This is a genomic window from Burkholderia sp. AU33545 (assembly GCF_020419685.1).
In the GTDB taxonomy this organism is placed as follows: domain Bacteria; phylum Pseudomonadota; class Gammaproteobacteria; order Burkholderiales; family Burkholderiaceae; genus Burkholderia; species Burkholderia diffusa.
Map to the genome: position 1 here is coordinate 181422 of NZ_JAIZRQ010000003.1, position 13554 is coordinate 194975.

Here is a 13554-nt window from a genome sequence, read left to right on the forward strand (position 1 = left end):
GGGTATCGCACCCGTCCGCGCGCGGCGCCGCTTCAGCCGCCGTAGATGTCGAAGTCGAAGTACTTCGACGCGAGCCGCTTGTACGTGCCGTCCTTGACCATGTCGAGGATCGCGCGATCGATCTTCGCCTTCAGGTCGGTGTCTTCCTTGCGCAGCCCGATGCCGGCGCCGATGCCGAGCACCTTCTCGTCGACGAGTTCGGGCCCGACGAACTGGTAGCCCGCGCCGCGCGGCGACTTCAGGAACCCGATCGCGGCCTGCACCTCGTCCTGCAGTGCGGCGTCGAGGCGGCCCGACGTCAGGTCCGCATACACGCCGTCCTGGTTCTGGTACGACACGACGTTCGCACCCTGCTTCGCCCAGTACGCCTTCGCATACGCTTCCTGGGTCGTGCCCTGTTCGACGCCGATCGACTTGCCCTTCAGCGATTCGGCCGTCGGCAGCAGCGGCGAACCCTTCTTCACGACGAGCCGCGTCGGCTGGTTGTAGATCTTCGTCGTGAAGCCGATCTGTTCCGCGCGCTGCGGCGTGATCGACATCGACGACAGCACCGCGTCGAACTTCTTCGCCTTCAGCGCCGGGATCATCCCGTCGAAATCGTTCTCGAGCCACACGCACTTCGCCTTCAGCCGTGCGCAGATCTCGTTGCCGAGGTCGATGTCGAAGCCGACGAGCTTGCCGTCGGGCGCCTTCGATTCGAACGGCGCGTAGCTGGCATCGGTGCCGAAGCGCAGCGTGGTCCAGTCCTTCGCGACGGCGGGGCCTGCCGATACCGCGAGCAGGGCGATCGAAACGGCGGCAATCAGTCTCTTCATGGTGGTTCCTTGGCGTGGTCTATCCGGTTCTGGGCGACACGGTTGCTGCGGGGGACGCGCCGCGTCCCGGTGCGCTGTCCGCACGCTCATTAACGCAGAAAATAAAATAACAGTCCAGAATGGACAAAAAATATCGATCCTTCGGACGGAATGCCGACGCCTTGGGGGGGCGACCCTTGCAAAAATGCGAAAATGGACTAATCTTGTTAGTAAATTCGTTTCGAGACTAACGATCATGTCACAGCCCGCTTTCGATTCGCATTCCGCCCCGCGGCAGGCCTCGGTCGCGCGGATGTCGGCGGCCGGCCTGCGTGCGTTCTTCAACATCGCGCGCGACTGGGAGCTGACGATCGACGAACAGATCGTGCTACTCGGGTCGCCCGGCCGCTCGACGTTCTTCAAGTGGAAGGCCGCGCCTGAATCGGCCCGCCTGCCGCGCGATACGCTCGAGCGGCTATCGCTGCTGCTCGGCATCTACAAGGCGCTGCAGATCCTGCTGCCGCAGCCGGCCGCGGCGGACACCTGGGTCAAGCGGCCCAACGACGCCGCACCGTTCGGCGGCAAGCGCGCGCTCGACCGCATGCTCGCCGGCAACGTCGGCGACCTGGTTGCCGTCCGTCAATATCTCGACGCGATGCGGGGTGGCTGGGCGTGACGATGCCGATTGAAGAAGTACAACACTGGCCCACGACCGTCGTCGACTGGGCACCTGCCTATCGCGTGATTCCCACCCGTTTTCCGGCCATCAACCTGTTCGACCGCGTGGCGGCCGCCGAGGATTTCGACGCGCTCTATGCGCTGGAATCGCTGACCAACGACCGCATCCGCAACGAAGTCGGCACGCTCGACCTCGTGCCGCCGGCCGAGCGTCGCTACGGCCCGGGTTGGGGGCCGATCATGGCCGCGTTCACGCACCTGAATCCGCAGGGCAGCCGCTTTTCCGACGGCAGCTACGGCGTGTTCTACTGCGGACGGTCGCGCGATACGGCGATCGCCGAGACGCGCTATCACAGCGGGCTGTTCCTGGCCGCGACGAAGGAGGCGCCGATGCGCCAGCAGATGCGGCTGTACACGGTGTACGCGCAGGGCGACGTCGCCGACGTGCGCACGTGGCCGCAGCGCAGCCCGGGGCTGCTCGATCCGCTCGACTACAGCGCCGGGCAGGCGCTCGGTCGCACGGTGCGCAATGCGGGCGGCGCGGGGATCGTCTATCCGTCGGTGCGCGATCCGCGCGGCGAGTGTCTCGCGGCGTTCCGCACGACGTTGCTGCGCGACTGCCATCACGCGGCGTATCTCGAATACAACTGGAACGGTTCCGCGATCGATGCGGTGTTCGAACTGAACCAGGTCGGCTAGCCAGCGCGTCGGGCATGCCATGAACGCTGCCGGCCCCAAGCCCCGTCATTGGCGTGATCAGGCCTTAAGGCAGCGGCAGGTCGCCCGCATGACGTGCGCGCGCGTCGGCCTGGGTGAGCGACCACGTCTCGCCCGTGCACGGCTCGACGATCGTCAGGCGTCCGGACGGTGCGAACGCGCCGGTGTCGATGAACCATTGCGCGCCGATGCGCTGCGGCGCGCGCACGGGCGTGTGGCCGGTGCAGGTCAGCGACAGGCCGGCCTGCCGGGCCGGGTCGGCGAGCCCCTGCACCAGGTCGCGCCCCCAGATCAGCCGCTCGCGCACGTCGGGCGAATAGCTGCCCGTGTCGAGTTCGGCGTCCGAACCGAAGAATTCCGCATGCAGCACGTTGAAGCGCACGGGGCCGTCGCCGATCACGCGCACGAGCGGCAGCGCGTCGACGCGTGCCGCATGCGCGTGCAGCCGTTCCGGCGGAAGATCGGCGCCCCAGTCGCCGCCGATTCCGCGCCACGCATCGGGCGACAGCTTGCCGCGCGATACGAGGCTCAGCACTTCTTCGTGATTGCCGCGCACCACGTGGCACCACGGGCGATCGAGCAGCTCGAGCGCGGTTTCGGACGCGGGGCCGCGATCGACGAGATCGCCGACCGAGAACAGCCGGTCGCGAGCCGGGTCGAAGCCGATGTCGTGCAGCAGCGCGCGCAGCACATCCACGCAACCGTGCAGATCGCCGACGACGAAGTCGCGGCCGGCCGCGTTCGCGGGATGATGGCAGAGGACGGGAGTCATCCCGATATCTTAGGCGCTCACGCCCATCGCAACGTCATGCAGGAATGGCGATAATCGGGGCGGTACCGCCCGGCACGGCGCAGCGGGCCGTTCGCACGCCGGCTGAACCCTTTCCATCCGCTTTCGGAATCGTACGATGACGCTTTATCCGCAGGTGTTACGCAATCGGCCGCGCATGGTCGCCGCCTTCGCCGCCGGCGTGCTGTGCGCGGTGCTGCTGCCGTGGCAGTTGAGGCCGACCGCGCGCGCGCTGATCGGCTGGGATTGCACGATCTGGCTGTATCTCGTGCTGATGTGGGTGCGCATGGTCACCGCGCATCATCACCAGGTGCGCGAGATCGCGATCCGCGAGGACGAGAGCGCGACGACCGTGCTGACGGTCATCTGCATCGCGACGGTCGCGAGCGTCGCCGCGATCGCGATCGAACTCGCGACCGCGAAGAACGTGGGCTTTCGCGCCGGGCTCGGCCATTACGCGGTCACGGGCGCGACGCTGTTCGGCGCATGGTTCCTGATTCCGACGATCTTCACGCTGCACTATGCTCGGCTCTATTACGGCTCGCCGAGCGGCGATCGCGCGCTGCGGTTCCCCGACCGTAACCCCGAGCCCGATTACTGGGATTTCCTGTATTTCGCGTTTACGCTCGCGGTCGCGTCGCAGACGGCCGACGTGTCGCTCGCGAACCGTTCCGCTCGGCGCGCGGTGCTCGCGCAGTCCATCCTGTCGTTCTACTTCAACATGGCCGTGCTCGGGCTGTCGATCAACGTCGCGGCAGGGTTGTTGAGCTGACGCGGGTGACTTGAGCCGTTCGTACGCACTGCCACGCTCGAGCGTGCGGCGGTCGGCGGGCCGCGCGAGGATCGCTTCGAGAAAGCACGCGATTGCCGTGTGCGTGCCGCCTCGTGCCGTTTCTCGTGGTCACGCGCCGCGCCGCATCGCGATCCACGCCCCCCAGAACAGGCTCGAGAAAAAGCGCAGCGGCGCATCGAAGCCCGCATCGTGCAGCAACGCGAACACGGCTTCCTCGGCAGCCGGCGGATCGGCGCCCTGCAGGATTTTCGCCAGCTGCGCACGCACGGCGTCGGGCGTCGCGCCCTTCATCCGCCAGCGCTGTTGCCACGCGTCGAGCAGGCGAGGGTGGTCCGCATAGCGGCGATAGTTGCCCGCGATCACGAGCGGTGCGCCGGGCTTCAGGCGGCGCGCGATCGCATCCAGCAGCGCGGCCTTCGCCGCGTCGCCGGGGACGTGATGCAGCACGCCGATCAGCGTCGCGCCGTCGAAGGCCGGCGCATCGGGCAGCGCATCGACGCCGGCCTCGACGAATTGCGTGCGTGCGGCGAACCCCGCCGCTTCGACGTTGGCACGCGCGAGCGCGAGCATCGGCGCGGACGGATCGACGGCCGTGAACTGCCAGCCGGGTTCCAGGGCCGCGGGTACGCAGATTTCCTGCCCGGTGCCGCCTGCTCCCACGACGAGGAGCCGCGCCTGCGGCACACCGATCGCCGATGCGAGCATGCACGCGGCCAGCTCGTGGCACGCGTCGTAGCCGGCGAGCGCGATGCGGGATTGTTCGGCGTATTCGTGCGCGCGTGCCGGATCGAACTTCGCGGCGCTGGCGGGGAGCGACATGGCGGATTCCTCGGGTTCGGGCGCGGACGGGGTGCCCACGCGCATCGCACGGAGCGTAAGCGCGGGTCGGCCGCGCAACAAGGCGAGCGGCCATTCCGGTATGCGGACTACCCGACTCGGCGCGCCACATGCGCAACGATTGACGGGGTCGATTCGCATTAAAAAATGTGAGGAGTCGATGCATCGCGGCCGTGAAACCGGCGCATACTTTTCTTCCCCCCTGCCTGGCCGTCGCATGCCGGGCCCCGATGCGCCGCGCCGACCGCGCGGCCATGCCGCTCGGCACGCACGAGGAGCGCATGATGTCAGATTGTCCGCACGATCCGTATGCGCAGCACTACATTCACTGCCTGCCGTCCGGCGCGCAGCCCTGCGGCGCGCTCGGGACGTCGCCGCGCACGCATTTCCGCGTATGGGCACCGGGCAGCACGCATGTTCAGCTCGAACTCGATACCGGTATGGGCCCGACGCTCGTCCCGATGACGGCGGCCGGTCCGCACTGGTTCGAGGCGTTCGTCGAATGCGGTGCGGGCGCGCGTTACCGTTATCGGCTCGACGACGTCACGTCGATTCCGGATCCCGCATCGCGTTCGCAACCCGACGGGCTCAACGGCCCGAGCGAGGTCGTCGATCCGCGCGCATTCACGTGGCACAACACGTTCTGGCGCGGACGTCCGTGGGAGGGCATTGCGCTGTACGCGATTCGTCCGCACGCGGTCGGCGGCTTCGACGGCGTGCGCCGCCGGTTGCCTCAGCTTGCCCGTCTCGGCGTAACCGCGCTGGAGTTGCTCGCGTCGCCGCACGACAGCCTGCCATTCGCGCCGCTCGCGGCGGAGGGCGGCCCCGACGCACTGAAGGCGCTGATCGACGATGCGCACGGCTACGGTCTCGCGGTGCTGCTGGAGCTCGATTACGCGCGCTTCGGCAGCGGCACCGACGCGCTGCGTCATTACGCGGCACCGTTCTTTCATACGCGCGACGATCCGCTGCAGGTGCCGCCGCTCGCGCTCGACCATCCGGAGGTTTGCGACTTCTTCTGCGACAACGCGCTGTACTGGATCGACGAATACCGTTGCGACGGCTTGCGGCTGCGCGAGGCCGACCGGATCGGCACGTCGTGGCTGCGGGAGATCGCCGATCGCGTGCGCGCGGCCGTGCCGGCCGACCGGATGATCCACCTCGTGCTCGGCAGCGAGCGTCATCCGGTGCATCTGGCCGATACGCATTTCGATGCGCAGTTGAACGGTTGCGGAGAACGCGCGCTGCATCGGCTGACGGGGCGCGACGTGTCGGTGCACGAAGGGATTTCGCCGAACCAGTCGATCCACACGCTTGCTCGCGCGCTGACCGCGGCAGGCGCGGCATTCCAGCCGGCCACGGCGGGCGACGGTCCAGGCGCCGAAGGGTTGTCGCTCACGTCGCTGGTGCTCTCCGACGGCGCATGGCGCGAAAGCGAGCATGGCGACCACGAGCAAACTCCCGACCTCGCGGCGCTTGCGCTATCGCTGCTCACGCCGCAGATCCCGCTGATCTTCGACGAAACCGCGCGCGATGTCGATCGTGCGCATTTCGTGCAGTCGGCGCTCGCGGTGCGCGCGAAGCTGATTGCGCCGCGGCTGTCCGATTGCCGGCCACAGGACGCGCATGCGCTGAAGGCGAGCGGTGACGGGGACGCCGATGCGCTGCTTGCATCATGGCGGCTCGCCGATGACGAGACGCTGACCATCGCATTGAACCTGTCGCCCGACGCGGTGCCGTTCGATGCGCCGAGCGGGCAGGTCGTGTTCGAGACGCCGGCACGCGCACGCGACCGGGTCGATGAAGGGGAGTTGCCGCCGTATTCGCTCGTCGCGTGGCTGACGGGCGACGTCAACCGGTACGCGCTGACGCACGACGTGCGCCGGATCGACGGCAGCGCACGGCACGCAATGCGTCCCGTTCCGGGCGCATGATGCCTGCGGCCGGCCGGATGCTGGCGCACCCGGCCGCACTTACCAGAAGCTGCGAATGCCCGCGACGCCGTACGCGCCGTGGCGGCGCGCTTCGCCGAGATGCGCACGTGTCATGCCGCCGAGCGCATAGACCGGCATCGCGGCCTGCGCGGCCAACGCGGCGAATCGCGTCCAGCCGAGCGTCGGCGCCCCAGGATGGCTGAGTGTCGGCAATACGGGCGACAGCGTGACGAAATCCACGCCCGCGCGCGCGGCCAGCACGAGATCGTCGGCCGCGTGGCATGCGGCCGACATGACGCGCGCGGCCGGCAGCGGCCGTTGCGCGACCGCGCGCAGCGCGGCGCCGTCGAGGTGCCAGCCCGCGCCGTCGAGCTGCATCACGCCCGCCACATCGATCGGCCCGTTGAGCATCAGTTGCGCGCCGGCCGCGTCGCAGCGCGCAAGCGTATCGGCGGCCAGCCGCGCGAACGCGTCTGCATCGAACGACTTCACGCGCAACTGCACGAGCGTCTCGCCGCGCGCCAGCACGGCCGACAGCCTGTCGAGGAACGCGTGGCAATCGGCGGCCGACGCGGACGCCGGCTCCGGCGTGATCACGTAGCAGCGCGGCAACGTCGGACTCATCGCGCGCGGCGAGCGGCGGCCGTCATTCGTCCGCCTCCTTCGCGATCTTCGGGTAGACGCGCACCAGCACGATGCGCGGCCCGTTCATCTTCTTCACGACGACGTCGAAGCGATCGAACGACACGCGCTGCCCTTCGGTCGGCAAATCGCTGAGCGCCTGGATCACGAGGCCGCCGACCGATTCCGCGCGCCCTTCGTCGATGTCGATGCCGAGCGCCTGCTCGAGCGACACGACGGGCAGGCTACCCTTGCCCATCAGCGTGCCGTCGTCGAGGCGGCTCCAGTCTGCATCGCCCTGGCGGAACTCGTCGTGGATCTGGCCGACCAGCGCGCCGAGCAGGTTGTCGAGCGTCAGGAAGCCGATCGGCTTCTCGCCCTTGTTGCCGACCAGCGCGAAGTGCGGCGCGCCCTTGCGGAAGCGGCGGAACAGGTCGAGTGCCGGCGTGTCGGGCTTCACGTACTGCACAGGGCGCACGTAGTCGGACAGGTCCTCGAGCGCCGCCCCGGCATGACGCGCGAGCAGCAGGTCCTTCAGGTGGATCAGCCCGCTCACCTCTTCGCGCGACGCATCCTCGAACAGCGGATAGCGGCTGAAGCGATGCCGCGCGACGATCTCCATGTTGTCGGGCAGCGGCAGGTCGCGGCGCAGGCCGATCATTTCATGGGCCGGCCGCATCAGGTCCGATACCGTCATCGACGAGAAATCGAGCGAATGCGCGAGCGTGTTCCACTCGTCGTTGGAGTACGTGCCGCGGGCCGGCTGAGCCGTGTTGCCCGCGCTGCGGCGGCTGCGCAGGATCAGCTTCAGCTCGTCGGTCGAGTAGTGCGCATCGCCGCCGTGGTCGGCCGACAGCCCCGCGAGCTTCAGCACCGCATTCGCGCTGCTGTTGAGCACCCAGATCGCCGGATACATCGCCCAGTAGAACGCGTAGAGCGGCAGCGCGACCCACAGGCCGACCTTTTCCGACTGGCGGATCGCCATCGATTTCGGGGCGAGCTCGCCAACCACGATGTGCAGGAACGAGATCAGCGAAAACGCGAACACGAGCGAGATCAGGTGCACGATGCGTTCGGACTGCACGCCGATCAGGTCGAGCAGCGGGCCGATCAGTTCCGCGAACGCCGGCTCGCCGACCCAGCCGAGGCCGAGCGACGCGAGCGTGATGCCGAGCTGGCAGGCGGACAGATAGGCGTCGAGCCGGCCGTGCACGATGGCGAGGATGCGCCCGCGCAGGCCGTGCTTGCGGGCAAGTGTCTTGACGCGCGTCGCGCGCAGTTTGACGAGGCCGAATTCGGCTGCGACGAAAAACCCGTTCAGGGCCACCAGGAACAACGCGCCGATGAGCGCGAAGATCTGTAACAAAGAATCGCTCCAGTCATGAAAGGCCCATCAGTATAGGGCCTGAAAGTGAAGTGTAATGATTCGGGCTGCCGATCGCTTACACCTGCGCCTCGCAGGGGACGCAGAGCGAGAGGGTGACGGCGGAGTTGTCGGCGAACGGGGTGTGGGTGAAGGTGCCGCCGTGCGCGAGGGCGACACGCTGGCACAGCGCGAGCGTCCCGGCGACGCGCTTCGCGTCGCGCGCGCGCAGCATCTCGTGGCGGGCGAACGGTTCGAATGCGTGCGGCAGCGCGGGATCGGCGAGGGCGTCGGCGTTCACGTCGCAGGTGACGTGCGCGACGCACAGCGCGCCGTCGCGCGTGCATGTGAGGGTCACGCGACTACCGGCGGCGCTGGCTTCGACGGCCGTCGTCAGCATCGTCCAGAACGCCTGCGCGATGCGTTCGCGATCGGCGGTCAGCGACGGTTCGCCGTCGGGCAGCGTCGCGTCGATGGTCACCCGCCGCGCGTCGGCGAGCGCGAAGCGCACCAGCGCAAGCGTGTCGTCGAGCAGCGGGCGCAGCGCGAACGGCTGCACGGCGATCGCGAGTGTGCGTGTTGCGGCGCGCGGCGCGTCGAGCACGTCGTCGATCAGCGCGACCTGCTGGTCGATCCCTGCGCGGATGCCAGCGAGCGCGCGTTGCAGGTTCGGGTCGGCACCGGCGAGCTGGCGCTCGAGCACGTACGCCCAGCTGTGCATCGCGTTCAGCGGGCTGCGCAGGTCGTGCGATGCGGTGGACAGCGCCTGGTCGCGCAGGAACAGCGCGGCCTCGGCGGCATAGTGCGCTGCGCGTTCGCGCAGGAGGTCGGCGGCGGGATCGACGGAATTGGACGTCACGGAGCTGGCCTGTCGGAAGCGGTTGGCATGAAAAACACGCGAACCGCCATTATAGGGATCGCGCGCGTCACGCCGGCAGCGCGTCCTCGTCCTTTTTCCGGGCGTCGCCGTTCGGAAGCAGCTGGCAGGCGAGCAGGCCGGCCAGCATGAGCGCGCAGCCGACCAGCGCGCGCAGCGTCAGCGTCTCGCCGAGCGCGGCCCAACCCGCGATGGCCGCGAACACGCCCTCCATGCTGAAGATCACAGCCGCGTGCGCGGGCGCCGCATTGCGCTGCGCGACGACCTGAAGCGTATAGCCGACGCCGACCGACAGCAGCCCGCCGTACAGCAGCGTCGGCAGCGCGCTGCGCAGCATCGCGACGCTGACCGGCTCGATCACGAGGCCGGCCGCGAGGCACAGCGCGCCGCATGCGACGAACTGCAGGAACGCGAGCACGAGCGGATCGTGCCGCTTCGCGAAATGGCCGACGGCCATCACGTGCGCGGCGATGATCACGGCGCCCGCGAGCTGGAACCAGTCGCCGTAGAGCACCGAGAAATGCTCGTCGATGCTGAGGAAGTACAGGCCGATCGCCGCGAGCAGCGCGCCGAACCACGTGCCGGCGCCGATCCGGTGGCGCGCGAACACGCCCATCAGCGGCACGATCACGACGTACAGCGAGCTGATGAAGCCAGCGTTCGCGACCCGTGTGTACTGCAGGCCGAACTGCTGCAGCGAGATCGATACGGCGAGCAGCCCGCCGAGCGCGAGGCCCGGCGCGAGCAGCGCCGGCTCGCGCCGAATCGCCGCGAGCTGCGCGCGCGAGCCCGCGTTGAACGTCAGCAGCGGGATCAACACCAGTGCGCCGAGCAGGAAGCGCAGCCCCGTAAACAGAAACGGCCCGATCACGTCGAGGCTCAGCCGTTGCGCGACGAACGCCGAGCCCCAGATCGCGGCGGCGGCGAGCATCAGCAGGTTGGCACGGAGGTGCTTGCGGGCTTCGGGCTTCATCGGAATTCTTCGGAAGATTGCGAACGGCGGAACCGATCAGTTTACGCCGAGATTGCAAGGCTGTCGGAAAACCTTCGGAGTGCGGCCGCCGCGCGGGCGTCGCGCACCCGCGAATACAGCACGACCTGCGAGTGCGGCAGCGGTGGCAAGCCGAATTTCGCGCCGACGTCGACCAGCGTGCGCGGGGCGACGCGCCGCGCCAGGGGACAGACCGCGAGCCCGGCTGCGGCGGCCGCCGTGACCGCTGCGACGCCGCCGCCCGTAAAGCGCTCGCGCCACGGCCGTCCGGCATGCTCGAGCGCGCGCAGCGCGGCGGCCCGCACGCCGCACGGCCCGGCCAGCACCGCGAGCGGCAGCGGCTCGCCGGCGCGCGGCGTCCAGTCGGGCGCGGCGAGCCACGCGAGCGGTTCGGTGAACAGCAGCGTGCCGTCGTCGCGCGGAGGATCCTCGCCTGGTTCGTGCCGCACGATCGCCGCGTCGAGCCGCCTTTCGTCGTATTGCACGATCAGGCTCGCCGACGTGCCCAGGTGCATTTCCAGCGACAGCCCGGGATCCTGCCGGTGCAGGCTCGTCAGCACGGCCGGCAGGTCGGGCACCGCAACGTGTTCGCTGACGCCGAGCGACAGGCGGTGCGTGCCGGCCGAAATCGCGCCGAGCGCCTGATCGTGGGCGTCGAGCAGCACGCGGGCGGCGGGCAGGAAGTTCTCGCCGTCAGCGGCCAGCTTGACGACGCGCGGCGTGCGCGCGAGCAGCGGCTTGCCGAGGTGCGCTTCGAGCCGTTTCAGCTTCAGGCTGACGGCCGATTGCGTGATGCCGAGCGCGTCGGCGGCGCGCGTGAAGCTCGCGAGATCGGCGACCAGCACGAACGCGCGCACCGCATCGAGGTCGAGGACTTTCATTTCAAACGTAAATGAATGAAATATTGATTGATGACTGTTCATTATAGTCACGCGCGCCTAACCTGACGTGGCGTTTCCATTTTTCAACGTCACCGAAAGGAGCAGGATCATGCCGTTCACCCGTATCGCAGTGCGCGAAGGCAAACCGGCCGCCTACCGTGCGGCGCTCGTCGACGGCGTGCATCGCGCGCTGATGCACACGTTCAACGTGCCCGAGGACGACATCTTCATGGTCGTGACCGAGCATTCGGTCGAGAACTTTGTGTTCGGCCGCCACTACCTCGACATCGAACGCAGCGACGATCTCGTGATGATCCAGATCACGGCGAACAACACGCGCACGCTCGAGCAGAAGCAGGCGCTGTACCGGACCATCGCCGAAAACCTCGCGCGGCAGCCCGGCGTGCGGCCGCAGGACGTATTCATCAGTCTCGTCGAAGTGCTGAAGGAGGACTGGTCGTTCGGCAACGGCATCGCGCAATACGTCGTCTGATACGTCGTTTGATGCGCGACAGGCGCGACAGGGCCAGGTCGTCTCCCGCGCGATTTTGCGGCGTGTACTATGGAAGCTGCTTCACGGGCGACGCCGGCGCGGACGATGCGCCGGCGATTCTTCATGTGCAGGAGCCTCCATGTCGCGTGTGCTGGAAATCGTGTTGTGCCTGTCGCTGGAAGGTTGGCCGGTCAAGACGGGAAGCCGGGCCCGTGGCGAGCAGCGCGACTTCGGTGCCGAACTCGTTCGTGCTTGGCGGATCTGCCCGCAGGTGCGGATGCGGCGCGGCCAGGAGCGCGTGACGATCGAGCCGTGCCAGGTCGAGGAAGCCGAGACGAACCCCGGCGAGTGCTGGTGGACGTGGATCGAGTCGAACGCGCAGGGGCGGCGGGTCGTCGCGTCGCGCACGAAGGCATTCGCGCCCGGTGTCGTGGCGCGTGAGTTGTTCGATGCCGAGCATGCGGGCATCGTCGTGGCCACGCCGGTGTCGGTGCCGATCGCCGATTCGGAATCCGCGGAGGCCACGGGCGACGGCGACCGCGTGACGGCCGGCGCCGTCGACGAAGCGGCGGTTGCCGCATCGTCGGCGCCGGCACCGCCGCGGCTCGTCAGCGAGCGGCGGCGCGGGCGCTGGGCGGACGACAGCGGCGTGGTGGTCGAGATGACGCTCGACGACATCACCCTGCACGGCGGCACCGAGCCGCCGCGCCGCCATGTCGAGCTGCGCCTCGCGGCACCCGACTGGGAAACCGCCGCCGCACGCATGGCCGCGCTGCGCGCGCTGTTTGCCGCCGCGCGCGAGCTCAGCGGCGCATGGCCCGCGTTCGTGCAGCTGACCAGCGTGATCGATCGCGCGTGCGCGGGAGAGCCTGCCGTCGCCGGGCCGGTCAAGGCGCAACTCGTCGACCTGACCGGCATCCGCACGCAGCGGGCAGCGCTGTTCGCGCTGTCGGGTGACATCGCCGCGCAATGGCTCGGCAACGAGGGCGGTGTGCTCGACCGCGACGATCCCGAATTCGTGCACCAGATGCGCGTCGCGCTGCGGCGGCTGCGTACGCTGATGCGCTTCTTCCCGCGCTTCGCGGACGATCAATGGCAGGACACGTTCGGCGTCGACTTGAGCTGGCTTGCGGCGCTGCTCGGCACTGTGCGCGACTGGGACGTGTTCTCGACCGAGAGCCTGCCCGCGCTGATCGCGGCCGACGGCGGCAGCGCGGACTGGGACGGCACGCTCGACGCCGCGCGCGTACAGGCGATGGCCGCGCGCGTCGAACTGCGCCAGGCGCTGCATTCGGCGCGCTATGCGCGACTGACGCTCGGGTGGCTCGAGTGGCTGAGCGGGCTTGCGCTACCGCCGACCGATGCCGACGACGATGCACCGTCGCTGCGGCGTCACGCAACCAAGCGCGTGCGGCGGCTGTTCGGTCACTTGTATGCATCGCCGTCGCTCACGTCGCTCGACACGGCCGCGCGGCACCAGGTGCGGATCGACACGAAGCGGCTGCGCTACGCGCTCGAATTCTTCGCGTCGCTGGCATCGCGCCGCACGCGCAACGAAACGGTCAAGACGCTCGCGCGCGTGCAGAGCGTGCTTGGCGAGGCGAACGACACGATCGTCGCGCTGCATCATCTCGAGCAACTGGCGGCGCCCGCTTACCAGCTGGGTTTCGTGCGCGGCTACGGCGCCGCGCTCGAGCAACGCGCGGCGAGGGACGCCGAGACGCTGCTCGCGAGCCTGCGCCCGCCGAAGCTGGATGGCAAGCCGCGTTGAGCAGCGCGCGCTCA

14 protein-coding genes are annotated in these 13554 nt (G+C 68.8%); 6 read left to right on the top strand and 8 right to left on the bottom strand.

From position 1 onward, the window contains the following. Positions 1 to 32 precede the first annotated feature (32 nt). On the bottom strand, positions 33 to 815 hold the full coding sequence (locus LGM71_RS10885) for an ABC transporter substrate-binding protein (RefSeq protein ID WP_059466532.1): 783 nt from the start codon (positions 813 to 815) through the stop codon (positions 33 to 35). A 235-nt stretch (positions 816 to 1050) separates the two neighbouring features. On the opposite strand from LGM71_RS10885, the gene LGM71_RS10890 reads away from it, so the two are divergent. Both LGM71_RS10890 and LGM71_RS10895 read left to right on the top strand, forming a co-directional pair. After that, the gene (locus tag LGM71_RS10890; RefSeq protein ID WP_059601665.1) at positions 1051 to 1470 is read left to right on the top strand and encodes an MbcA/ParS/Xre antitoxin family protein; all 420 of its coding nucleotides are present in this window, start codon (positions 1051 to 1053) and stop codon (positions 1468 to 1470) included. A 2-nt stretch (positions 1471 to 1472) separates the two neighbouring features. Continuing rightward, positions 1473 to 2171, top strand: a complete 699-nt coding sequence (locus LGM71_RS10895; protein WP_226114840.1) for an RES family NAD+ phosphorylase — start codon at positions 1473 to 1475, stop codon at positions 2169 to 2171. A gap of 64 nt (positions 2172 to 2235) precedes the next feature. Here the strand turns inward: LGM71_RS10895 and LGM71_RS10900 are convergent, their stop codons facing one another. Further along, a complete protein-coding gene (locus LGM71_RS10900) occupies positions 2236 to 2961 on the bottom strand; it encodes a metallophosphoesterase (protein ID WP_226114841.1) in 726 nt (241 codons plus the stop codon). A 136-nt stretch (positions 2962 to 3097) separates the two neighbouring features. On the opposite strand from LGM71_RS10900, the gene LGM71_RS10905 reads away from it, so the two are divergent. Then, positions 3098 to 3751, top strand: a complete 654-nt coding sequence (locus tag LGM71_RS10905) for a DUF1345 domain-containing protein (protein ID WP_059601672.1) — start codon at positions 3098 to 3100, stop codon at positions 3749 to 3751. A 129-nt stretch (positions 3752 to 3880) separates the two neighbouring features. Here the strand turns inward: LGM71_RS10905 and LGM71_RS10910 are convergent, their stop codons facing one another. Further along, positions 3881 to 4591, bottom strand: a complete 711-nt coding sequence (locus tag LGM71_RS10910) for a class I SAM-dependent methyltransferase (protein WP_124901310.1) — start codon at positions 4589 to 4591, stop codon at positions 3881 to 3883. Positions 4592 to 4893: 302 nt separating this feature from the next. On the opposite strand from LGM71_RS10910, the gene LGM71_RS10915 reads away from it, so the two are divergent. Further along, a complete protein-coding gene (locus LGM71_RS10915) occupies positions 4894 to 6543 on the top strand; it encodes a DUF3459 domain-containing protein (RefSeq protein WP_124901496.1) in 1650 nt (549 codons plus the stop codon). Between the two features lie 39 nt (positions 6544 to 6582). Here the strand turns inward: LGM71_RS10915 and LGM71_RS10920 are convergent, their stop codons facing one another. The 5 genes from LGM71_RS10920 to LGM71_RS10940 form a co-directional block, all read right to left on the bottom strand. Next, positions 6583 to 7167, bottom strand: coding sequence for a thiamine phosphate synthase (locus LGM71_RS10920; RefSeq protein WP_226114842.1), 585 nt, complete (start codon positions 7165 to 7167; stop codon positions 6583 to 6585). Positions 7168 to 7189: 22 nt separating this feature from the next. Continuing rightward, positions 7190 to 8530, bottom strand: coding sequence for a hemolysin family protein (locus tag LGM71_RS10925; RefSeq protein ID WP_124621138.1), 1341 nt, complete (start codon positions 8528 to 8530; stop codon positions 7190 to 7192). A 76-nt stretch (positions 8531 to 8606) separates the two neighbouring features. Beyond that, complete coding sequence (locus LGM71_RS10930) at positions 8607 to 9386, bottom strand: sensor histidine kinase (RefSeq protein ID WP_174908609.1); 780 nt, start codon at positions 9384 to 9386, stop codon at positions 8607 to 8609. A 67-nt stretch (positions 9387 to 9453) separates the two neighbouring features. Further along, on the bottom strand, positions 9454 to 10377 hold the full coding sequence (locus LGM71_RS10935; RefSeq protein WP_226114843.1) for a DMT family transporter: 924 nt from the start codon (positions 10375 to 10377) through the stop codon (positions 9454 to 9456). A 41-nt stretch (positions 10378 to 10418) separates the two neighbouring features. After that, positions 10419 to 11276 carry a LysR family transcriptional regulator gene (locus LGM71_RS10940; RefSeq protein WP_226114844.1) on the bottom strand — a complete coding sequence of 286 codons (858 nt, stop codon included), beginning with the start codon at positions 11274 to 11276 and terminating at the stop codon, positions 10419 to 10421. 109 nt (positions 11277 to 11385) lie between these two features. Between LGM71_RS10940 and LGM71_RS10945 the strand changes: the two genes are divergently transcribed. Together LGM71_RS10945 and LGM71_RS10950 are read left to right on the top strand one after the other, a co-directional pair. Continuing rightward, positions 11386 to 11769, top strand: coding sequence for a tautomerase family protein (locus tag LGM71_RS10945; protein ID WP_226114845.1), 384 nt, complete (start codon positions 11386 to 11388; stop codon positions 11767 to 11769). 139 nt (positions 11770 to 11908) lie between these two features. Beyond that, positions 11909 to 13540 carry a CHAD domain-containing protein gene (locus tag LGM71_RS10950; protein ID WP_226114846.1) on the top strand — a complete coding sequence of 544 codons (1632 nt, stop codon included), beginning with the start codon at positions 11909 to 11911 and terminating at the stop codon, positions 13538 to 13540. Positions 13541 to 13554: the final 14 nt, after the last annotated feature.